The following is a 20,043-nucleotide window of genomic DNA, read 5'->3' on the forward strand; positions in this document are numbered from 1 at the left end:
GTTTAGGTGAGCAGCATGCGAATCGGCGGTGCGGGAATTCTCGACGTGCTCGGTAGCCGGCGGACGGCGGTGGCGGCGCTGGCGACGATCACCGGCTTCTACTATCTGTTCGTCGCGATCACCAACTGCACCGATACCGTCACCAATCGCCGGGGTGTGGTCGCCGTGCTGTCGATGCGGGCCACGATCCACAATCCGGGCACCGACTGGCGTGCGATCACCAACGGCAACATCGCGCTCGTCGTCTACATCCTCGTGGTGATCTGGGAATTCTCGATCGCCCTCGTGCTGCTGGTCGCCGCGGCCTGCTGGCTGCGGGAGCTGAGCGGGCGGCCGCGCCGGGTGCCGGCGCGGCCGGGCACCGCGGCGAAGTTGTCCAGCATCGGCTGGACGATGGCGGTGCTGTTGTTCGCGGGGGCATTTTTGACCGTCGGCGGGGAGTGGTTCCGGATGTGGGCGAACAAGGAGGTCAACGCCTCGTCGGCGGCGTTGCAGAACTTCCTGATCGCCGGGATCGGGCTGGTGCTGGTTCATCTGCCCGACTCGGCGCCGCGGGCCGCTCCGCCCTCGGAATGAACTGCGGCCGTTCGGGAACAGTGCCTGACCGCCCCGGGTTGCAGCCCGTATGGAACTCGACACCGCGCTCGACTTCGCCCGTACGACCTCGCGGTCCGTCCTGACCACCGTGCGCCGCAACGGCCGCCCGCAGCTGTCCAACGTCACGCACTGGGTCGCGCCCGACGGCATCGTCCGGATCTCCATCACCGCGGACCGGGCCAAGTACGCCAATCTGCGCCGGGATCCGTGGGCGGCCCTGCACGTCACGCGCGACGATTTCTGGGCCTATGCCGTCCTGGAGGCCGATGTCGAACTGACCCCGGTGGCCGCGAGCACCGACGACGCCACGGTGGAGGAGTTGATCGCCTACTACCGTGCGCTCAGCGGCGAGCATCCGGACTGGGCGGACTACCGCCGCGCGATGGTCGCCGACCGCCGCGTGATCGCGCGCCTGCGTCCCACCCGCGCCTACGGCATGCTGCCCTGACGACGGCGTTCCCCGGAAGCGGGTAGCCCCTCGGGAATCCATTGCGGCGCGCGCTTTTCCATGAAGGCGCGCATTCCCTCCCGCGGTTCCGGCGAGGTTTCCAGGGCCAGGAACATGGTCTGGTAGTCGATACTGCCGTAACGCTCGTTCAGCATGCGCTTGACCTGGGCGCGGGCCTGCGGTGCGGTCTGCAGGATCTCGGTGACGGCCGCGACGGCCTCCGCGCGCAGCCGTTCGTGTGCCACCACCCGGCTGATGACGCCGAGTCGCCGCGCCTCGGCGGCGTCGAACCGCCGCGCCGACAACAGCAGATCGCGAGCCACCGCCACGCCGACGTGGGCGGGCAGCACCGCGGCGTAGGTGGCGTCGGGAATGCCACGCAACAGCTCCGGCACCCGGAACACCGCCCGCTCACTGGCGACCGCGATATCCGACATCATCGCGATGAGCAGACCGCCCGCCTGGCAGATGCCGTTCACCGCCGACACCACCGGGGCGCGGCTGTCCCGAATGGCGAGGAAGGGCAGCACATCCTGGCCCGACAGCTCCGGCGGCAAGGCGTCACCGGGCTCGGCGCGCCCGCCCAGGTCGCCGCCCGGCGCGAACACGTCATCGGTGCCCGTGATGATCAATGCCGCCAGGCCGGGATCCGAATTGACCAGGTGGACAGCGCGTTTGATGCCGAAATACATCGCCGGCGTCAGCGCGTTGCGCGCCGCGGGCCGGTCGATCACGCACCAGCCGATCACGCCGTCGCGCTCGAATCGCAGGCCCGCCGCCCCGAGATCATCGCTCATCCCGGAAGAATAACAATCTCCCGTTTCGAATATTCGGTTCTTGCCGGGGCCGATTCGACTTCACCGGCGCATAACCTTGCGGCAACATTCGACATGCATGCTGTCACCCTCCGCTGAATCGAAAGGTACGAACCCGAATGGACTTTCTGACTGTGCTCGTGGACATGTTGGCTGCGCTGGGGGCCAGCGGCAGCGCGGCCTGACCACCCATCACGACACACCCCGGCCCACCACATCACGGATGTGGTGGGCCGCAGGCGTTCGAGGGGGACGTCGGACGACCAGACGGTGATCAGGCACCCGCCTTCGCTCGCGCGAGCTTCACCCCACTGGAAATGATGCCGATATGACTGAACGCCTGCGGGAAATTGCCGATGAACGCGCCGGTCGACGGGTCGATCTGCTCGGCGAGCAGGCCCACGGTGCTCGCGCGGGCGCACAGGGAACCGTAGAGCCGCTCGGCGTCCTCGAGCCGGCCCTGGGCGGTGAGGTTGTCGACCAGCCAGAAACTGCACAGCACGAACGCGCCCTCGTCGCCGGGCAGGCCGTCCGGTGATTCCTCGTGCAGGTATCGATACAGCAGGCCGCCGCCGGCGCCCAGCCGGTCCGCCACCGCCGCGGTCGTCGCGGTCATGCGTGGGTGATCGGCGGGAACGACGCGGCGCAGCGGCAGCGCCAGCAGGCTCGCATCCAGTTCGCCGCCCCCGTCGAGATGGGCGCTCAGTGTCCGTGCCCGCTCGTCCCACGAGTTCTTCAGGATCGCCTCGCGGATCTCGTTCGCGGTGCTGCGCCACATCGCGATGGGACCGGGCAGGTCGAATCGTTCCCCGATCGACGCGGCGCGCTGCAGTGCTACCTGGCACAGCGCCGCGGAATAGGTGAAAACCCGCCCCGCGCTGCGTACTTCCCAGATTCCCTGATCCGGCTCCTGCCAGGATCGCCCCGCCGCCTCGGCCAGATCGGAGAGGTTCGACCACAGCACCGGCTGCAGCTCACCGCCCGTGCGTAGCCATTGGTCGGCGCAGTCGAGGATTTCGCCGTAGACGTCGTGCTGGCGCTGATCGGTGGCGCCGTTGCCCCAGCGCACCGGGCTGCTCGCGCGGTAGCCTTCCAGGCCGGTGTCCACCAATTCGTCGGGAACCGGATCACCGTCGATGTCGTACATGATGCGCGGCTGGCCGCTGCGCTCGAACGCGTCGAGCACCCAGCCCAGGAAGGCGTCGGCTTCGTTCCGGAAACCGATGCGGCGCAGGGCGTAGACGGCATACGACGCGTCGCGGATCCACACGTAGCGGTAGTCCCAGTTGCGGACGCCGCCGATCGGCGCCGGCAGCGACGACGTGGGCGCCGCGACGACGGATCCGCTCACCCAGTGATCGCAGAGTTTGAGGGTGATCGCGGAGCGCCGGACCAGTGCCTGTTCGGGACCGTCATAGGTGCACGTCCGCATCCAGGAGCGCCATGCGTCGGCCGTGTGGCGCAGCATCGCCGCCGCGTCGAAGCGATGGTGGCGGTGGAAGCGTCCCCAGGACAGCACCAGCTCCAGCCGCTCGCCCTGCGCCAGGTCGACGGTGGTGTGCACGCCGTCCAGCGGCCGGTCGGCGCGCAGATGCAGCCGCAGGTTCGGCTGTGAGGCGACCCGGATCTCCAGTCCGCTGAGCACCGGCCGCAACTGCGCACCGCCCTGTGGGGCGATCTCCACCGACACCCGCACGTGCCCGCTCACGACGATCGCGGAGCGAACCAGTTCCGAGCGATCGGCGGGCGCGTCGTCGCCGAGGTCCGAGCCGGGCCGTACCACCATGGCATCGGTCACTCGGAGAACACCGGTGGCGCTGCGCAATTCGGTCTCCAGCACGCCGGTATCCGGCTGATAGCGCTGGCGGCCTTCCAGCGGATCGGTCGGCGCGACGGTGAAATGGCCACCGCGAGCATGGTCGAGCAACCCGCAGAACAGCGGTTGGGCATCGAAGCGCGGCAGGCACAGCCACGGGATCGAACCGTCCATCCCGACCAGCGCGGCCGTCGTACCGTCTCCGATCAGACCGTAGTCCTCCAGCGGGAGATATCCGTCGCTCCGGCGGATCGGCCGGAACGGTGGATCGGGATCGTGCACGCCATCCCCTTCCACGAATGGAACGCTTGGCGACAACTAGAGGGAAGGCTATCAGCTGGCATCCGCTCGGAAAGTAGAACTGAGGGGCCGATATTTGGCCGAAATGCCCTAGCGGTCGACCAACTGGCTAACGCAAGCTCGCAGGTCGTCGCAGGCGATGGCGGGGATCGGAATCGGGTGTCGACGGCCCCGAGCGGCGAGCTGCTCGGTGCGGCCCGTGTGCCGAATCGGACGCGAAATTTCTGTGTGTTTGAGCGTTGAACCGATTGGGTAACCACAGCCCAACCCGAAATGTGCGCAGGTCGGACCGACACAGCGCCCCCGGCAGGAATCGAACCTGCGACCTAGGGATTAGAAGTTCCCCCGCTATCAACGCTGTGCTGACCTGCGTAAACGCCGGTGGCGGTAGTGCGAATTGGAAAAATCCCTAGGTGTTCGATCTGCGTTTGTCAGGCCCGGCAGCCTCAGCTGTGGATCACGTGGTCGACTGTGGCCTGGACAGCCTCTTCCATACCCGCCTCCAGTACATCAGACCGGTATGTGCTCCAGTCGGCGAGTTTCGAAGCGTCACGTGGGGCGCCGCGTTGCTCCATTCGCTGCCGAATCTGGTCGGTCGAGGCGGCTACCCATAGGGTCCGCACTGCCGGTGCCGGCCGACCGGCCGCGGAGGACCTGATTAGCTCACTCAGCCGAATGCCTCGGTCGGCAGCGGTCCGGACGTGGCTTAGGAAGGGTGCGTCAATGATGACCGGTGCGTGGTGGCCGACAGACAGCGCCTGGCGAACCAGCGCCGTGTAGATGTGCGGATGAACCACTCGCGTGTATGCACTGCTGTCACGGTCATACGGATCGCCGGTGAGCGCCACCATCACCGATTCTTCGAGCTCTGGCGCAAACGTGTCCTTGTCGACGATGACGGCGTCTACGAGCTCCGCTAGGAACCTGGCGGCAGTTGTCTTCCCGGAAGCCGGGAAACCACACACGACAGTGACACCGGTCCTCGCAGTGTCAGCCAGCGCGCGGAGGCCGGCACCCATTTTGAGGGCCTCGGCGTGCTCTGCTTGCTCCGCGGCTCGTGTAACGGAACTCATCGTCGTCCTCCTGGCCCTGACTCACGTGCGTCTGCGGACATAGCCAGTGTCTCAGAATGGGTGTACGCGAAGCGGTGCGGTCGGCGCCCGCTAATCGGCCGAGCTGAGGATAGACAGCAGCTCAGCCGAGATCGCGGCGGTTGCAGCGATCGTGTGGGATGAGGTGATTGTGTGGTCGCTGCCGTCGGAATCCGTTACGACTGCGCCGCTTTCACGAGCAATGAGGACGCCTGCCGCGGTATCCCACGGGTTGTTCGAAAGCAGGACACAACCATCCAGGCGGCCTTCTGCAACCCAAGCAAGATCGATGGCGGCGGACCCGAGCATGCGCACGCGCTCCACGCTTGCAGCGAGCGCCGTTGTTACTGCAAACCGTCGCTGATTCTTAGCCTCAGACCCTGCTCCGGTGGCGTAGTCGCCGATCGAGATTATGGACCTTCTTAGCGTCGTTGTTTTGCTAGCGGCCAGGAGCTCACCGTTTACGTAAGCGCCTCCATCAGCCGTCGCCCAATATTCCAACGCCAAAAAAGGGGCTGCTATGACTCCGATTATTGGACGCCCATTGCGAACGAGCCCCAACGAGATTGCGCACATCGGTATGTGATGAATGAAGTTTGAAGTTCCGTCAATCGGGTCCAGAATCCACAGATATCCATCTGTAACGACATGGTGGTCTTCCTCTTCGCCCAGAAATCCGAAATCGGGTGTCTTGCGCCGGAGAAAGTCGCGCAACTTCGTCTGTATTCGAACATCGAGGTCGGTGACAAAATCGCGATCATCACTCTTTGTTGATATGGTCTGAGGGCTGAGATCGCGAAATAACGACGAGCCTTCCGCAACGGCTTCTCTAGCAATCGCAAGAAGTTCGTCCGAAAGCGTCACGCGATCTACCTCTCTTTTCCTTCGAGCCACATTGTTTCGAAGACGGTGGAGAACGTGCTAAAGATTCCGCCAGCGGCCGTCTTCCGGGAGACGAACGTCGGGGAGTCTACCCCACGTGCGGACGGCAGGTAGGGCTGCATGACGCATAGGCTCGCGTCCACAATCGTTATGTTGAATCTGACGGGTTGGTCGTAAACGCGGATATGCAGTGCGCCTGACGCGTCTGCACTTACCCTGCTGCGAACTCGCTCAAGCGTGCGGATGTTCGTGTCGGTGAGGTTCGAGAGCAGGCCAGGAGGCAGTCCTTCCTCCTTCTCGCGCTCGCGAATCGAATTCCCTTCTGGGTCAAGGAACAAGCAGCGTAGAACGGTGCCGCTCTCGATCAGGCGCAAGGTGTCGCTGTCCGAGTACTGCTGACACAACATGTTGAGCGATAAGCCCGACATATCGATCCGGCGCGCGGTCTTGAAAAGCTCTTGGGGCGGCATGGCTTGCAAAAAGTCCAGTCTGGACGCATAAACCGACTCGACGTCGGCGAGCTCACGTTCTTCAGCAACGCTGGGGCTCTCCAGCGGACGTATTAGTTCGTCTGGTGAGCCTGAGGATTCCTGAAATAGTTCATCAATGGTCCACCCCGGAAACATGACTTCCAGGATCCGGCAGTGATGGGGATATGGGAGCTTCGAGATATCGCCGGCGAGCCAGCGATAGAACTGGGCCTTCTTCGGCCCACATCCGACAAGCTCCGGTTCGAGCTTTCCAGCGAGGCGGTCGTACTCCCGGTTGAAAGCAGAGACCGTCTGCAAGTGTCGCTGCTGCAAAAGAGCCTTCAGAACCGTACTCATGGTTGCCGCCCTTGCTCTGTGGATGCGAGGCAATGGCATCATCCTATCAGAGATGAGACACAGAAGATACCCGAAGATGCACAGAAGTAGAAGGTGAGACCTTCGGGGCGTCGAGGGGAGACAGGGGCGGAAACGAGCCTGAAGTGGTCAGTTTTTCCAGACTTTTCCACCTCAGGGAGTGAATTCCATTGGAGACGCATTCCGATCCTGGCCTCGATCACCGAGACGACCGCAACCTGATCAGCCTGAAGAAGGCGGCGGCGCTCGTCGACGTCGATCGCAAGACGATTCGACACTGGATCGCGGCTGGCCACTTGCAGGGATACAAGCTCAACGGCCACATGTGGCGGGTCAGCAGCCGCGAAGTGCTCGCGCTGGCTCGCCCGGTTGCGTCGCTGGAGTCTGGCGGTGCGGCATGAGCGACAGCGCGAAAGACCGTGTGCTGCAAGCGCGGATTGCTGCGCACGCCTCGTGGGCTCAGACCGCAGATCGTGCCGCCCGAACCGCGAAGGCGCGGGAGGCTCTCGCGAGCAAGTTCGAGCATGAAGTCGACCCGGACGGCTTGCTTAGCCCGGAGGAGCGGGCGCGGCGTGCTGAGAATGCACGAAAGGCCCACTACACGCGACTTGCGCTGCGTTCTGCACAGTCGCGACGTCGGCGCTGCCGCAATCCGCACAAGGCGGGTGACCAGTGATGTCTCGAATCCCTCTTCTCTTGATCGTCACGATGGTCGGCCTGTATGCGCTGGTCACGTCGCCGGATTTGGTGATCGGGATTGTGATCGCAGCGGCGGTGTTCGTGTTCGGGCTGCGTTGGCTGGTGTCGACGATGTTTCGTCGTCCGCGGGGGGTGTGGCGGCGATGAACAGTCTGGATTTCACCCGCCACCACACGGGGTTGGCGGCGTTCGGTCGGCCGGAGTTCGATGCGGCTGGGCTGGTGCAGGCGGGAATGTATGTGACTCCGCCGAAGTGGCGGCTGATCGCGTTGGCGGCGGCGGTGTGTTTCGGCGCCGGGATCGTGTTCGGGATCATGCTCGGCCAGGGCAGCCCGACCCATGCGCCGTCGCCGAATGTGTGTCGCGCGGACGAGGTTTCGCGCATCGATTGCGTTCACGTCGTCCCGACGCAGGCGCCGGCGGAGTCGGAGGTGCCCCGATGACCCGCGAGAACGACCGTCGCACGGCGTTGGCGCGGGTGGCTGACGAGGCCGAGGTGCTGGCCGAGAAGTTGCGGTTCTACGAGAGCTGCGTGATCAGCGCGCCGTCGGATCGCAGCTACGACTACGCGCTCTACATGACCGATCCGACGGCGAACGCGGACGAATTCGACCGCCGATTCGACAAATACGTCGCCGGGATGGAAGCCAGTCTGGCCCGGATCACCGAGGCGGTCGAGCGGTTCGTGGCCGAACATCGCGCCGAGCTGATCGAGCTGGGCATCGACTATCTGCCCGGGGGCGCGCCATGAGCACCGCGTATCTGGATCCGGAGGGCAAGCGGTACGGGGTGCCGACGTGGCCGTGGCGGATGGCGCCGCAGCATTTGCGCACCTGGCGGCAGTTGGACGCCGAGGGCCGTCGCCCGACCAGCGAGTGGGAGGCGCAGGTCCGCGGTCGCGGGCGTCGGCAGGCGTATCTCTATGACTCGCAGCAGACCCGGCCGAAGCAGGAACCGACCGAGGCGCAGCTGGAGTCGCTGCGGATCGCGCGGTGGGTGCGCTCGGCGCAGGCGTGTGAACGCCGCGGGATCGACGCGGAGGACATGCGCGAGTTGATCGAGGCCGCGCGCGCCGATCTGGCCGCCCGCCGCGCTGCGCAGTCGCGTGCTGCGGATCGGGGGCGGTCGCGATGAGCGCCACCTGCGCATGCGGTGCGCCGGCGTACGGGCGCGGCAAATGCTTCAACCACTACCAGGTGCACCGCAATCGGCAGATCGCCTATGGGCGGTGGGAGCCGCAGCCGTTGCTGCCGGCCGATGAGGTGCGCGCGCATATCGAGCAGATCCGCGCCAAGGGGATCCGGTCGCGGCGGTTGGCGCAGATCGCCGGGGTGGATCCGGAAACGCTGCGCCGTATCACGCGGTTGCCGGATGCGCAGGTGACTCCCGAGATTCGGGAATCGATTCTGGCGGTGCCGATTCCGGAGCGTGCGGCCGACATCGTGCCGGACAACGCGTTGGTGCCGATCCACGGTGCACGGCGTCGAGTGCAGGCGTTGGTGGCTTTCGGGTATCCGCGCGCGGAGCTGGCTCGGCAGTTGGGGGTTGCCACCAATTCGAACGCGATGAACGTGCTGTTCGGTCGTCGCCGCGACGGTGGCGCGCAGGTCGGGCAGTCGATCATGGCCAAGCGGGACCGGGAAGTGAAAGAGCTGTTCGACCGGCTCCAACTCGTTCCCGGTCCGTCGGATCAGGCGCGCGCCCACGGGCGCCGCAAGGGCTGGGCCTTGCCGTTCGAATGGGACGAGCAAGCCATCGACGACCCGAACGGCCGCCCGGTCAAGGCCCGGTGGACTTCGCAGTCGGCCGTCGAGGAACGCCGCGAGCAGGTCGCAGACCTCACCGCCCGCGGCTGGACCGTCAACCAGATCGCGCAGCAGGTCGGAGCGACCGACCGCACCGTCCTGCGCGACCGCGCCCGCCACCGCGAACAGCCGGAAACCGCTGACGCACAGCGCCTTTCCGAGATCGAAGCCATGGGCGAGCTGGCATTGCAGGCGCGCCGCGATATCGCGGCCCGCCGTGCTGCCCCGACAGTCAGGGAGCGAACCCGATGAACCACAACACGAAAACCGACGCCGCGGATTTCGTGGCGTTGGAGCGCCGCTACCGCCCACAGATCGTCGCCGGTTTGCGAGCCGCGGGCCTGTCCTACGGCGAGATCCGCCGCACGCTCGGTATCCCGTTGCGGCAGGTCGAGAAGCAGTTGGGTGAGGCTGCGGCGTTGCGGGCGCAGGGCTACAGCGTGGCCGAGATCGCCGCGGAGCTGGGTGTGCCGGCGGGGTCGATGGGCCGGATCCTTCCGGGCCCGCGCCAGGACACCGCGACCGAACGCCAGGCGGAGGTGTTGTCGGCGACCTCGCATATGCATGGGCTGCAGATCGATGTGCTGGCCGAGTTCTTGAACGTGCACGAGTCCAGCGCGTATGCGATCGCTCGGGTGTTGGTCGACAACGGGTGGGCGTCGCTGGCGAAGGTGCAGCGCGGTCGTGCGTGGCTGTATCCGAAACGCGATGTGGCAGCACGCTATTTGGGGTGGCGGCCCTCGGAGTGGGAACCGCCGCTGATGTTCGCCAACCACTACCGGGCGGTCGCGCAGGCCCGCATCATGCTGGTCGGCTCCGACCCGCAGGCGTGGGTGTCCGAGCGGGTCCTGCGCCACGAGGCCGGCAAACGGCTGCGCGCCGAGGCCGAGGCCCGCAACCGCAAACCGGTGCTGGAGTTCAGCACCGGCCGCGAGCCGATGCCCAACCGCCCGCACGTGCACGACGGCTGGTTCTGCGGAGTCATCGACGGCACCTACGGCTGGTGGGCCCTGGAAGTCGAACTCACCGAAAAGGACCCCAAACACCTCGATTCCGCACTGGCCGGTGCCTTCCGGTCCGCGCGCGACGCGCAACCGCACCGGCTGGTGGGGGTGCTGTATCTGTGCCGCACCGAACGCGTCATCGCGGCGGTGACCGCGGCGAAGAAGCGACTGCCCCGCGAGCTGGCGGATCTTCCGCTGTTGTTCGCCGTCGGCGACTTCGACGAGCAGTGGGAACAGCACACCGCCAAACGCCGCGCCATGCGCGCCGCGAAGGCCGCGAACCGTCACCGCGACAACCTCATTCGACTTTCCAAGGAAGCATCATGACCAGCGACTGCACCCCACTGATCACCCCCGACGACTGCAAGGACGCCTACACCACCCCGGTTCCCGCGCCGATGTCACCGGCACCGGGCAGCAGCGCCCCCTTCGGCAACCTGCACCCCCAAGCCCCTCCCGGCACCCCCGGACCCGTCCATCACGTCACTGACCAGGTCGACCACCACATCACCGGCCTGCACCTGCCCGACGTCTCCGCCGTCGAGCACGCGGTGGCGAATTCGCTGGTGGCCGGTGTGGTCGTGGTCGCCATGCTGATCCTGATCATCGGCGTCGCCTCCGCACTCCCCCTGGCGCCGCACCGGCTGCGGAACTTCGCGTTCGGATCGCTGGTGCTGCCGGTGCTGTCGGTCCTGGCCGGCGGTTCCTGGACCACCCCCGCCTCCCTCTTGTGGTCCGGTGCCGGGCAGGTCGCCGCCGGTGACCTCTCCGGTGTGCGGCTGATGTTGTCGCTGGGTGTGCCGGTGGCGATGCTGGCCGCGACGTATTGGTGGGCAAGTTTCGTGCTCAAGACCAACACCGTCGGGTTGAAGTCGCTGGCCCGCACCGAACGCATGCAGGAAGCACTGACGGCCCGCCGCGCCCGGGCCGCGGTCCGCGCCGCCAAACTCGGCGCCCCCTACAGTGCCGGCGCGAACATCGTGCTCGGCACCCTCGCCGACCGCACCGACATCAAAACCCCCGGGCTGATGCGGGAACTCACGGCGCGGCATCAGCACTGGATGACGGTGCCACACAAAGACATCAAGCGGCATCAGGCGATCATCGCGACCACCGGCGGCGGCAAAACCGAACTGATCAAACGCCACGCCCTCGCCACCTTCGAATACGAGTGGCGCGCCTGGTACCGGTGGAAAGACATCCCCACGATGGCGGCCAAGCACCCCAAGCCGCAACTGGTACTCATCACCTGCAAAGGCGGCCAAGACGACCTCGAATTCGGGCGCGAAATCACCGCTCTCGCGACCGCGATGGGCGTGCCCGCCACCGAGATCGCGACCGTCGTCCCGGGCGGAGATCGCCTGCACATCTGGGATATGCCGGCGCGGGACCAGCGCGCGGTGCTCAGTGAGTTCCTGTCCTCGGGCCAGGCCAGCACCTCGGAAGGCCAGCACTTCGACGACATGCGCAAACGCATCGTGTCCTTGGTGGTCGATGCGCCGATCGGGCCGCCGCGCAGCCACGTCGAGTTCCTGGAGCGGCTCAATGAGCACAAGCTGAAGGAGATTTGGTCGAACGCGCCGGATGTGGTGCGTCAGGTCAACGCGTTGCAGGCGGAGAAGGTCCCCCAGATCGACGATGCGCTGATCAAGTGCAGCAACCTGTTCGACCTGCTCAAAGACGATTCCGGCAACGTCGTGTTCGACGGCGGCCGCAACATCGACGAGCTGTCGGTGCTGTTCATGACCGTGCCCGGACTCGACAAGGACGCCGCCCGCTCCCAGGTCGCGGCCACCCTGCGGATGGTGATGCAGCGCGCCGGCCGCAAACGCAAAGACCAGCGACGCTCGGTCACCCTGTACCTCGACGAGGCCAGCGCCCTGACCACCAAACAGGGATCGCTCGGGCTGGAGGAGATCGCCGAACGCGGCCGCTCCCAAGGGGTGGCGATGGTATTCGCCGGACAGTCCCCTGAATCCCTCGCCGCCGACAAGTGGTCGCTGGACAGGCTGCTGAAAGCGTGCGCGGGAGGGGTGCTGATCGGGTACGGCGAGAACTTCGGTGAGCTGTGCAAACACTTCGGATCCCGGCGCGTGATGCTGCCGTCGCGGCACCTGATCAAGGGCCAGCGCCACGGCGACGAAGGCCAAGTCTCTGTCGGTGAGAAGTGGCTGGTCGACCCCGACCGGGTCCGCCAGTTCGAAACCGGCGACTTCGTATTCGCCAAGAAGGGCCGCGCCTTCTACGGCCGCATCGTCCCCCTCGACACCAAACGCCTCACACCGCTTCCCGGCACCGCCGCCGCGAAGCACGCCACACAACCCGGTATCGGCGGCACCGCCACCGCCGCCGCATAAATCCACCCATCTTTTTCGAATTCGATTGGAGCACAACGTCATGCGCATCATCCGCGACAACGACGGACACGACCACAACGACGACGACCCGCGGAAGCGGCTCGAAGACTTCGCCGCCGGCGTGCCCGCCGACGAGGTCGGCAACATGATCGCCGACGAAGTCAGCGACTTCCTCGCCGCCGCCGTCCGCGCCACCGACCACCGCCCCGCGCCGACCGAACCGACACCCGCACAACGCAAGCCGGACCTGCGACTGGTCATCGACACCCCCCACGACGAAAAAGAGGACGAGGACACTCCCTCTCCTGCCGGCGCCACCGGCTCGAGTGGCCGGGCCCGGTTGCTGACCTCGACGGCGGCCAGTTCCACCCTTGTGGTCGCCGCCGCCGCGCTGGCCGGATGGGGACAGCCCGCCGTCGTCGCGGTCCCGGTGGCAGGCTACGGCATCGGGTGGCTGGCCTACCTGTGGTGGAACGCCGCACTGCGGCCCCCGCTGCCTGTCGCGGTCGCCGCGATCGCCGCCGCGCTGGCCCGCGGCAGCGCCGCGTTCGCTCGCACCCTGGTCGGCGCCGTCAAGTGGCTGACCAGCCGCGCCACCGCAGTCTGGTCCCGCCGCGACGACGCCACCACCGCGACCGCGGAGGTGGTGCAGTGATGCCCGGCGACGTCACCGGCCGTTCGGAGCCGACGGTGTCGGTCACCGATATCGAGTACTGGCTCGACGAGATGGCGACCCTGTTCTGTTCGCACGCAGCACAATTCGCGTGCGAAGAACGCGCCGCCGCGCTCGGGCTCGTCGACGCCACCGATGCCGAGCACCATTGGCGCGACGGGCTGATCCGCGGCATGTGGTACCAGCTCGCGCAAGCGTTCATCTGCTCCCCACTGCCCTGGGAATCCACCGGCGCGCGGCTGCTGGAAATCGACGCCACCGTGCCCGAGCAGTACCGGATGCTGCACATCAATCCCCGCGCCGGCCACGAGTACGGCTTCACCGCCGACAACCTCGCCCGCTATCGCGCGTCGCTCGCGTTCACCACCGCCAGCCAGATCGTCGGCCACACCGCCGAACAGGCACTCGTCGACTGGCAGTTCAGCAAACAACTCCTCGGCCTCGGCCCCGACGAGCCCTATCCCGACGACCCCCGAACCCTCGGCGCCGCATAACCGCCCGCCGAGCCCCGCAAGAAATTCAGTGGAAGGAACCGGAAAACCCATGAACCACAACGACTACCGAGCAGACCGATACGCACCCGATCCGATCCGTACCGCCCCGGTCGACTTGTACGGCCGTCTGCACGATGTCGGCGACCGGATGAACGAGATCCGGCGCGAGCTCGCAGAGATTCGCCGCGAGTACCGCACCCTGCGCCGGCACCCCGATGCGCTGGAGGTCGACACCCTCGGCGCTCCGATGGATCCGGTCGAGGCGACGGACGCGGTCCTGTCCGACCTCGACCACGTCGACGAGCGGGTGCGCGTCGCCGAGCACGAGGTGGCCGAGACCCGCGGCCGCTACGCCTCCCGATTGAAGCTCACCGACCACGCGGCCGAAGAACTCGACCAGCGGAACCGCCAGCGCGCGCCGATCGAACGCACCCGATAGCCAGAACCCCGAATCAACTGTTACTGAGAGGAATTGACCGAGATGTCAGACAACGAGATGGATCAGATCGGCCGCGACTCCGCGCGTACTCTGCGCGAGATTCTGAACGTGGCCCGCACGTGGATCGAGGCGCACCGTAACCGTGACCGCTACAGCGGTGTCCGCAAGCTGAGCCGCCGCGAACGTCGGGATCTGGCCGAGGCGGTGCGGATCGAGGTCGGCGAGCGGCGGATCGCGGGTGCGTGGGCCGACCTGCGGGTCAGCGACTATCACCGCGAGGCCCGCGAGCTGGACTGGGCCCGCAACCATATGGACCTGTCTCGGCCCGATAATCAGCAGTGGCTGGCCGAGCGGACCGATCGCCTCGATGCCATCCGTCACCGTATCGAGCACACCCTGCACACCACCGCGCTACCGCTGGAACAGCGCGGCCAGGTAGTCCAGGCCCTCGATCAGATCGAGCGCCAGCCCGCAGCGGTGCGGATCGAGCGACTGTTCACCCCGCTCGATGACCGGTCCGCGCTCGCCGCACGCGAAGCCGCAGTCACCTCGGAGCGCCGCACCCAGCAGCGGCAGACCGAGATCGAACGCGACCTCGCCGGCCAGCGCGAGCAGCAACAGCGCACCGAGCAGGCCCGCCACCTCGATAGCGAGGCTGCGCGGTTGCGAGCCCAGTTGGCCGGCGTCGAGGCCCGCCGCAGTGAACTCGGCACCGACGGGGCGGCGCCGTTCGTGGCGTCGGTGGGTCCGGAGGAGTACTACGGCCGCGACCACGATCCTGCGTTGGCGTCGGTTCCGCACCAGGACCGGCCGCGCACAGCGAGTTTCGTTACACGCGAGCAGGCCCGGCAGTGGGTTGCCGACCGGTTGAGCGAGTACGACAACGGCAGCAGCCGCCGCGACGGCCAGTTCGTCGCGACGATGTGGGATTCGCGCAACCCCGGCCCGACCGGGCAGTCCGCGACCGGGCCGCTCGGCATGGTCCGCGACGAGGTCACCACATGGGGCCCGCAACAGTCCCAGCAGCGGCAACGCCCGCCGGACCGGCCCACCGAAACCCGACCGGCGCAGCCGGTTCCGGCGCCGGAACCCGTCGCGCAGGAAGCAAAACAGCCCGACCGGCTGGCCGAGATCGAGCGCGAGTTGCGTGGGTTGCGTGAGGACCGTGACCAGCTCGCACGGCGGGTGGAGATCCTGCAGCGGGGTGTCGACGCGGTCACCGCCGACCGAGACGACCACAAACGGAAGTTGGCCGCGGCGACGGCGCAGGTGGAGGCGTTGAAGAACGCCAACCTGAGCCAGACCCGGGAGTTGGAAGAGTTGCGGCAGAACGGGCTGAAGCTGGTGAAGGTCACCGTCGACCGCGACCGGTTCAAAACCGAGCGGGACAAGTTCAAGGCCGAACGCGACGAAGCGGTCCAGAAACTCGCCCAGTCCACCCCGCAGCGCGACCGGTCCGGCCCGGCCGAGCACATCGACGCGGACGCGAAGTTGGGCAACACCCAGCCGATGCCGGCCGAGCTGCTGCGCGAACTCACTGGCACCAGCGGCAACGGACACGCCCGTCCGGGCCGCAACGGCGTCGAACGGAGCCGGTGATGTTGCCCGAGCACGAAGAGGCCATGCGCGCCGATTTCGCCGAGCGTGCCGCGCTGGATCGCCAACTCGACGAACGCGACACCGATCCGGCTACCGCCGAGCGGGTGTGTGACCGCATCGACGCGATCGACGACCGGTGGGATACCGGGCCCCACGCCCGCCAGTGGGCCTTTCTACACCACGTCTACGCCGACTGGGACACGCGGCCGGTCGCGATGAGCGAAGACCTCGACCGGCTGCGCGCCGAGCGCGCCGCCGGCCACGACATCGGCCTGTCCGATGTCGAGTTCCGCAGCGTCGAGCAGGCCGGAGCCCTGATCGACCCTCACCTGATCCAACACGAGCAGCAGCGACCGCAGAGGAGCCGATAAGCCATGCAACGCGAACACGAAGAAGCCATGCGCGCCGACTTCACCACCTACACCGACCTGGAACGCAGGATGTCGCGGCCGCGGGTGACCAGCTACGAGGTCCAGCTGTGCGACATGAAGCGCCACGCCCTGGCAGAGCGCTGGGAAACCGGGCCGCACGCCGATCACTGGGCCTTCCTCGAAGACGCCTACCACGATTGGCGCCGCAATCCCGAGACGATGGAGCGCTTCCGCGCCGACATCTCCCACAACCTGGAGCTGGACGGGCACGTCGGGCTCAGCGATGTGCAGCTGCGCAGCCTCGAGCAGGCCCGCACCCTCACCCGACAGCAGCAGAGCCAGCGGGCCGAGCGGCCGGTGCGGGAGCGGTGAGTCATGGACCCGCGCCAGGACTGGGGCCGCTCGTATGAGGTGGTCACCGACGCACTGACCAGCCGGATGGGGCCGCCGAAGTTCCCGCGGGGCCCGATGCAGTGGACCAACTACCTGTGCCCGGTCCACGAGGCCGACGGCCACCATCACAACCCGTCGCTGGGGGTGCGGTACGACCCGCAGCAGGGCAAGACGATGGTGCGTTGCTGGGCGCGTTGCGACGACGAACAAGTCTTGTCCCGCATCGGATTACGGGTGCGGGACCTGTGGGACCGACTGCCCGAACGCGACCCGAACCGCCGCAGCCAGCGGCGGCCGGGCCGTCCCACCCCCACCACTCCGGCGGCGCCGGAGTCGCGGGTGGACAAGGCCATCGACTACGCCCGGTTCGCGTTCCCCGCTCGCCGGGAGATCGGCGCCCAGATCGGGGAGCCGGAAAACGTCGAAACCTACGTCTACCGGTGGCCAGACGGCCGGGTGGAGGGGGCGGTGACCCGGGTGCGGACACCGCACGAGCACGGGGACGCGAAATCGTTCTGGCAGGCCCATTGGACCGGAACCGAATGGGAACACACCGGATTCGCGCCCGTCCCGTTCCGGCTGCCCGACGTCGTCGAAGCCGTCAACGCCGGACGCGAAATTTATGTCTGCGAAGGCGAGAAGGACGTGCAACGCGCGTTCGAGGCCGGGCAGATCGCGACCTGCAACGCGATGGGCGCCGGGAAGTGGACCCCCGAACACGCCAAATGGCTGCACGGGGCGGGGCGGGTGATTGTGGTCGCCGACCGCGACCGCCCCGGATACCGCCACGCCAACACCGTCGCCGAGTCCCTGCACGGACGCGTCGGGGAGGTGCGGGTGATGCAGGCCGCGGCCGGCAAGGACCTGTCCGACCACCTCGATGCGTTCCACCGCATCGACGAACTCGAACCCGTCCCGTATCTGGATCGCCACTTTCGCCAACCACCACAACACGAACGGGCCCGGGGGCTGATGCGTAGCCGGTGACCCCGGTGCGCTGACCCAGCAAATCTCACGAGGAAGGAACACACCAATGTCCGGCACCGAATTCCGGTCCGGTGCGCAGACGGTGCGCAGCGACGATGCTGCGCACCACCGCGCACCAGCCAGTGCGCAGACCGGTGCGCAATCCAATCACCAGCCGATGCGAGCGTGGCCGGTGCTGCTGCTGGCGTTGCCCGCCTTCGTCGCGATCTGGTCCGGCTGGGTCGGACTCGGGCAGCTGACCGGGTTCGGTCCGGTGCATCCGCTGCCCGGTATCGCCGACACGTTCACGATCAACACCGCGATCACGCTGCCAATCGGCATGGAAGCCTATGCCTCCTACGCCCTGTACGTGTGGTTGGGCAACCGCATCCGATCCGAGGGAACCCGCAGGTACGCCAAATATTCCGCCTTCGGCAGCCTCGCTCTGGGCGCGGTCGGGCAGATCGCCTACCACCTCATGCAAGCCGCCAAAATGCACTCAGCACCGTGGCCCGTCACCGTGCTCGTGGCCTGTCTTCCCGTCGGGGTTCTCGGCATGGGCGCCGCGCTTGCGCACATGATCCTGCGTGAGCACCACGACACCGACGACGTGCGCACCACTGCCCCGGAACCTGCGCTGCCGGTGCGGACCGGTCCGGAACCGATCAACGCTGATCCGGAGCCGGTGCGCAGGGAGGAGCCGGTTCGCACGGTGTCGGTGCGTGAGGTGCGGACCGAAACTTATTCCCAGTCGACAGCACTCACCGAGCAACCGCCGCTGCCGGAGATCGAACCGGCCCAACGCACCGCGATCGAAGCGGAAGGTGCGCAGGACCGGTGGGCGCAGGTCGCCGAATCGGTGTGCGGAGCGGATCCGGCCGGCCGTCGCGATCCGGAGAAGGTCGCGACCATTCTGCGGCTGAAGTTCGAGCAGCAGTGGTCGCACTCGCGCATCGCCGAGCACGTCGAACTAAGCCCGTCCGCAGTCACGCGCACCGTGACCGCGGCCAAGGAACTGACCGCCAACGTCGGTCTGGTGGGAGGTGAGGAGGAGACGCACCCGGAATGACCCTTCCGAGCACGCTGGCGCCCGTTCGGGAGCCGGTCGAGCACGGTAGTGAGCAACGAAGCAGTAGGCCCGCCCAGCAGCGCTGGGCGGGCCTACTGCTGTGTCGGGCAACGATTTTCAATGCGGAACCAATGCGGAATCAATTCGGAACGAATGCGGAATCAATGCGAATGGAATTCCGATTGGATTCCGATACAAGATCGCTGTGAGCTGGGTGTTTGGCGTCGTCTCTCCTCCCGCCCGGCCGCCACTCTCTACCACCACTGAAAAGAGTGTGGTTGTAGAGAGTGGCGGCCGGGCGGGAGGAAAGCCAACACCAAACAGTTGGGAGACAAAGGGAACCAAAAGAGGAGAAGAGGACCACAAGGGGGAAGAGAGACCACAAAAGAGGGGGCTGGGTGCGTGCGTTGCCTTGGTAGGGCTGAGCGCGTGAGCATGTGCGACTCCTGCGGAGTCGTGTTCGCGCGCGGGACGCGCTCAGTGCGGTGGTCGAGTCAGGTTGTGTACGTGCCGGTTTCGATCGATGACCACAAAAGGGAAGTCTGCCCGGGGCCAGCAGTACGCTCGCGTCACCTCTTACGCGGGAAACGTGTCCCCGCCTAAGAAGGGAAACTGGATCTTCGCGCGTATGAGGGGAGATGCCAACTGACCGCAAGTCCCCTTCTTACGCGGCAATTCGGTCGAGTTACCCTCTTACGCAGTGAAATTCGTCCTGCGTTGGTTGTCGGTGGTCGATGGTAGGACTCTGCTGTGAACGAGCATCATCTGCCATCGCTATCGCGGGAGAGCAAGCGTCATGCGGTGTTGAAGGATCGGCCGGACATGACGCCGCTGTGGGTGCTCGATTCCGCGGACTGGCAAACGATGCTCGCCAACGCCCGGAATCTGATGTGCCCGGAGCCGGGGTGCGGGGTCCCGTTGTTCCCGCGCCCGAAAACTCCGGGAAGCAAGCAGCGCCGGCACCTATGGCTGGGTCCCAAACACGGCGGCGGATGTGACCACTGGACAGCTGGGTCCGACGGCGGCGCCATGACTCCGCGACATCTGTGGGTGCAAACCCGGATCCTGCAGATCTGTCGGGAGCTGGGCTACACCGCGGTGCCCGAACATCACCACACTCGCGCCGATGTGTTCGTCTCCGAACCAGCCACGGCGTTGGAGGTGCAGTTGCGGCCGACCGCCTTCGGTGACCGCACCGCCACCCGTTCCGAGAAGGGAGCGGACACGATCTGGTTCATCAGCCACGACGTATCGGGCGGGAACGCCAGTGTGAAGAAGGCAATCGCGACGTTGCCGACCGTGCGGTTCAAAGTGATCGACAGCGCGAACCGGCGCCACTGGAAAGCAGCGGAATTCGAAGCCTGGAACCTGCCCGAAGAC

At 66.7% G+C, this 20,043-nt stretch carries 23 protein-coding genes; 18 read left to right on the forward strand and 5 right to left on the reverse strand.

Going from position 1 to position 20,043, the window contains the following annotated elements:
• Nucleotides 1-15: 15 nt before the first annotated feature.
• A complete protein-coding gene (locus RJ03_RS07030; protein WP_036499170.1) occupies nucleotides 16-576 on the forward strand; it encodes a DUF2165 domain-containing protein in 561 nt (186 codons plus the stop codon).
• Nucleotides 577-625: 49 nt separating this feature from the next.
• Entirely contained in the window at nucleotides 626-1,045 is a 420-nt protein-coding gene (locus RJ03_RS07035; protein ID WP_036499172.1) for a PPOX class F420-dependent oxidoreductase, read from the forward strand.
• Here RJ03_RS07035 and RJ03_RS07040 read toward each other — a convergent pair.
• From RJ03_RS07040 to RJ03_RS07055, 5 genes are all read right to left on the reverse strand, one after another.
• Nucleotides 1,027-1,842 (reverse strand): enoyl-CoA hydratase/isomerase family protein, encoded by an 816-nt coding sequence (locus RJ03_RS07040; RefSeq protein WP_036499175.1) that lies wholly within the window; start codon nucleotides 1,840-1,842, stop codon nucleotides 1,027-1,029. The genes RJ03_RS07035 and RJ03_RS07040 overlap by 19 nt on opposite strands.
• 292 nt (nucleotides 1,843-2,134) lie before the next feature.
• Nucleotides 2,135-3,958 (reverse strand): glycoside hydrolase family 15 protein, encoded by a 1,824-nt coding sequence (locus RJ03_RS07045; RefSeq protein ID WP_036499178.1) that lies wholly within the window; start codon nucleotides 3,956-3,958, stop codon nucleotides 2,135-2,137.
• Nucleotides 3,959-4,422: 464 nt separating this feature from the next.
• On the reverse strand, nucleotides 4,423-5,049 hold the full coding sequence (locus RJ03_RS07050; protein ID WP_036499181.1) for a P-loop nucleotide/nucleoside kinase family protein: 627 nt from the start codon (nucleotides 5,047-5,049) through the stop codon (nucleotides 4,423-4,425).
• Nucleotides 5,050-5,139: 90 nt separating this feature from the next.
• Nucleotides 5,140-5,931 carry an inositol monophosphatase family protein gene (locus RJ03_RS35805; RefSeq protein WP_083870636.1) on the reverse strand — a complete coding sequence of 264 codons (792 nt, stop codon included), beginning with the start codon at nucleotides 5,929-5,931 and terminating at the stop codon, nucleotides 5,140-5,142.
• 5 nt (nucleotides 5,932-5,936) lie between these two features.
• The gene (locus RJ03_RS07055) at nucleotides 5,937-6,776 is read right to left on the reverse strand and encodes a DUF5919 domain-containing protein (RefSeq protein ID WP_036499254.1); all 840 of its coding nucleotides are present in this window, start codon (nucleotides 6,774-6,776) and stop codon (nucleotides 5,937-5,939) included.
• A 188-nt stretch (nucleotides 6,777-6,964) separates the two neighbouring features.
• Here RJ03_RS07055 and RJ03_RS07060 point away from each other — a divergent pair, with 188 nt between their 5' ends.
• From RJ03_RS07060 to RJ03_RS07125, 16 genes are all read left to right on the forward strand, one after another.
• Nucleotides 6,965-7,195 (forward strand): helix-turn-helix domain-containing protein, encoded by a 231-nt coding sequence (locus RJ03_RS07060; RefSeq protein WP_036499183.1) that lies wholly within the window; start codon nucleotides 6,965-6,967, stop codon nucleotides 7,193-7,195.
• Between the two features lie 264 nt (nucleotides 7,196-7,459).
• Nucleotides 7,460-7,936 carry a hypothetical protein gene (locus tag RJ03_RS36985; RefSeq protein ID WP_157163361.1) on the forward strand — a complete coding sequence of 159 codons (477 nt, stop codon included), beginning with the start codon at nucleotides 7,460-7,462 and terminating at the stop codon, nucleotides 7,934-7,936.
• Nucleotides 7,933-8,244 carry a hypothetical protein gene (locus tag RJ03_RS07065; RefSeq protein ID WP_051024404.1) on the forward strand — a complete coding sequence of 104 codons (312 nt, stop codon included), beginning with the start codon at nucleotides 7,933-7,935 and terminating at the stop codon, nucleotides 8,242-8,244. The genes RJ03_RS36985 and RJ03_RS07065 overlap by 4 nt, the downstream gene beginning before the upstream one ends.
• Nucleotides 8,241-8,627, forward strand: a complete 387-nt coding sequence (locus RJ03_RS34875) for a hypothetical protein (RefSeq protein WP_051024405.1) — start codon at nucleotides 8,241-8,243, stop codon at nucleotides 8,625-8,627. Before RJ03_RS07065 ends, RJ03_RS34875 begins: the two co-directional genes overlap by 4 nt.
• Complete coding sequence (locus RJ03_RS07075; protein ID WP_036499188.1) at nucleotides 8,624-9,550, forward strand: hypothetical protein; 927 nt, start codon at nucleotides 8,624-8,626, stop codon at nucleotides 9,548-9,550. The genes RJ03_RS34875 and RJ03_RS07075 overlap by 4 nt, the downstream gene beginning before the upstream one ends.
• The gene (locus RJ03_RS34880; RefSeq protein WP_051024406.1) at nucleotides 9,547-10,629 is read left to right on the forward strand and encodes a helix-turn-helix domain-containing protein; all 1,083 of its coding nucleotides are present in this window, start codon (nucleotides 9,547-9,549) and stop codon (nucleotides 10,627-10,629) included. Before RJ03_RS07075 ends, RJ03_RS34880 begins: the two co-directional genes overlap by 4 nt.
• The gene (locus tag RJ03_RS07080; RefSeq protein ID WP_051024407.1) at nucleotides 10,626-12,659 is read left to right on the forward strand and encodes an ATP-binding protein; all 2,034 of its coding nucleotides are present in this window, start codon (nucleotides 10,626-10,628) and stop codon (nucleotides 12,657-12,659) included. The genes RJ03_RS34880 and RJ03_RS07080 overlap by 4 nt, the downstream gene beginning before the upstream one ends.
• Nucleotides 12,660-12,699: 40 nt before the next feature.
• The gene (locus RJ03_RS07085) at nucleotides 12,700-13,314 is read left to right on the forward strand and encodes a hypothetical protein (RefSeq protein ID WP_036499192.1); all 615 of its coding nucleotides are present in this window, start codon (nucleotides 12,700-12,702) and stop codon (nucleotides 13,312-13,314) included.
• Nucleotides 13,314-13,826 (forward strand): hypothetical protein, encoded by a 513-nt coding sequence (locus RJ03_RS07090; RefSeq protein WP_036499197.1) that lies wholly within the window; start codon nucleotides 13,314-13,316, stop codon nucleotides 13,824-13,826. Before RJ03_RS07085 ends, RJ03_RS07090 begins: the two co-directional genes overlap by 1 nt.
• Nucleotides 13,827-13,875: 49 nt before the next feature.
• Nucleotides 13,876-14,265: a hypothetical protein gene (locus tag RJ03_RS07095; RefSeq protein WP_036499200.1), complete on the forward strand. Its 390-nt coding sequence runs from the start codon at nucleotides 13,876-13,878 to the stop codon at nucleotides 14,263-14,265.
• 42 nt (nucleotides 14,266-14,307) lie between these two features.
• Nucleotides 14,308-15,864 carry a hypothetical protein gene (locus RJ03_RS36675; RefSeq protein WP_157163362.1) on the forward strand — a complete coding sequence of 519 codons (1,557 nt, stop codon included), beginning with the start codon at nucleotides 14,308-14,310 and terminating at the stop codon, nucleotides 15,862-15,864.
• Nucleotides 15,864-16,235 carry a hypothetical protein gene (locus tag RJ03_RS07105; RefSeq protein ID WP_036499208.1) on the forward strand — a complete coding sequence of 124 codons (372 nt, stop codon included), beginning with the start codon at nucleotides 15,864-15,866 and terminating at the stop codon, nucleotides 16,233-16,235. The genes RJ03_RS36675 and RJ03_RS07105 overlap by 1 nt, the downstream gene beginning before the upstream one ends.
• A 3-nt stretch (nucleotides 16,236-16,238) precedes the next feature.
• On the forward strand, nucleotides 16,239-16,607 hold the full coding sequence (locus tag RJ03_RS07110; RefSeq protein WP_036499212.1) for a hypothetical protein: 369 nt from the start codon (nucleotides 16,239-16,241) through the stop codon (nucleotides 16,605-16,607).
• Between the two features lie 3 nt (nucleotides 16,608-16,610).
• Nucleotides 16,611-17,615, forward strand: a complete 1,005-nt coding sequence (locus RJ03_RS34885; protein ID WP_051024408.1) for a toprim domain-containing protein — start codon at nucleotides 16,611-16,613, stop codon at nucleotides 17,613-17,615.
• Nucleotides 17,616-17,661: 46 nt separating this feature from the next.
• A complete protein-coding gene (locus tag RJ03_RS38060; protein ID WP_218000931.1) occupies nucleotides 17,662-18,663 on the forward strand; it encodes a sigma-70 RNA polymerase sigma factor region 4 domain-containing protein in 1,002 nt (333 codons plus the stop codon).
• Between the two features lie 822 nt (nucleotides 18,664-19,485).
• Nucleotides 19,486-20,043: hypothetical protein (locus RJ03_RS07125; protein ID WP_157163363.1), on the forward strand; the 558-nt coding region annotated here is incomplete at its 3' end.

This window comes from Nocardia aobensis NBRC 100429 (genome assembly GCF_000308375.1).
GTDB classification, from domain to species: Bacteria; Actinomycetota; Actinomycetes; order Mycobacteriales; family Mycobacteriaceae; genus Nocardia; species Nocardia aobensis.

Bases quoted from the DNA above. Each gene is read 5' to 3' on its own strand.
- RJ03_RS07030 (WP_036499170.1), top strand. From the start codon at position 16: ATGCGAATCGGCGGTGCGGGAATTCTCGACGTGCTCGGTAGCCGGCGG.
- RJ03_RS07035 (WP_036499172.1), top strand. From the start codon at position 626: ATGGAACTCGACACCGCGCTCGACTTCGCCCGTACGACCTCGCGGTCC.
- RJ03_RS07040 (WP_036499175.1), bottom strand. From the start codon at position 1,842: ATGAGCGATGATCTCGGGGCGGCGGGCCTGCGATTCGAGCGCGACGGC.
- RJ03_RS07050 (WP_036499181.1), bottom strand. From the start codon at position 5,049: ATGAGTTCCGTTACACGAGCCGCGGAGCAAGCAGAGCACGCCGAGGCC.
- RJ03_RS07055 (WP_036499254.1), bottom strand. From the start codon at position 6,776: ATGAGTACGGTTCTGAAGGCTCTTTTGCAGCAGCGACACTTGCAGACG.
- RJ03_RS07065 (WP_051024404.1), top strand. From the start codon at position 7,933: ATGACCCGCGAGAACGACCGTCGCACGGCGTTGGCGCGGGTGGCTGAC.
- RJ03_RS34875 (WP_051024405.1), top strand. From the start codon at position 8,241: ATGAGCACCGCGTATCTGGATCCGGAGGGCAAGCGGTACGGGGTGCCG.
- RJ03_RS07075 (WP_036499188.1), top strand. From the start codon at position 8,624: ATGAGCGCCACCTGCGCATGCGGTGCGCCGGCGTACGGGCGCGGCAAA.
- RJ03_RS34880 (WP_051024406.1), top strand. From the start codon at position 9,547: ATGAACCACAACACGAAAACCGACGCCGCGGATTTCGTGGCGTTGGAG.
- RJ03_RS07080 (WP_051024407.1), top strand. From the start codon at position 10,626: ATGACCAGCGACTGCACCCCACTGATCACCCCCGACGACTGCAAGGAC.
- RJ03_RS07085 (WP_036499192.1), top strand. From the start codon at position 12,700: ATGCGCATCATCCGCGACAACGACGGACACGACCACAACGACGACGAC.
- RJ03_RS07090 (WP_036499197.1), top strand. From the start codon at position 13,314: ATGCCCGGCGACGTCACCGGCCGTTCGGAGCCGACGGTGTCGGTCACC.
- RJ03_RS07095 (WP_036499200.1), top strand. From the start codon at position 13,876: ATGAACCACAACGACTACCGAGCAGACCGATACGCACCCGATCCGATC.
- RJ03_RS36675 (WP_157163362.1), top strand. From the start codon at position 14,308: ATGTCAGACAACGAGATGGATCAGATCGGCCGCGACTCCGCGCGTACT.
- RJ03_RS07105 (WP_036499208.1), top strand. From the start codon at position 15,864: ATGTTGCCCGAGCACGAAGAGGCCATGCGCGCCGATTTCGCCGAGCGT.
- RJ03_RS07110 (WP_036499212.1), top strand. From the start codon at position 16,239: ATGCAACGCGAACACGAAGAAGCCATGCGCGCCGACTTCACCACCTAC.
- RJ03_RS34885 (WP_051024408.1), top strand. From the start codon at position 16,611: ATGGACCCGCGCCAGGACTGGGGCCGCTCGTATGAGGTGGTCACCGAC.
- RJ03_RS38060 (WP_218000931.1), top strand. From the start codon at position 17,662: ATGTCCGGCACCGAATTCCGGTCCGGTGCGCAGACGGTGCGCAGCGAC.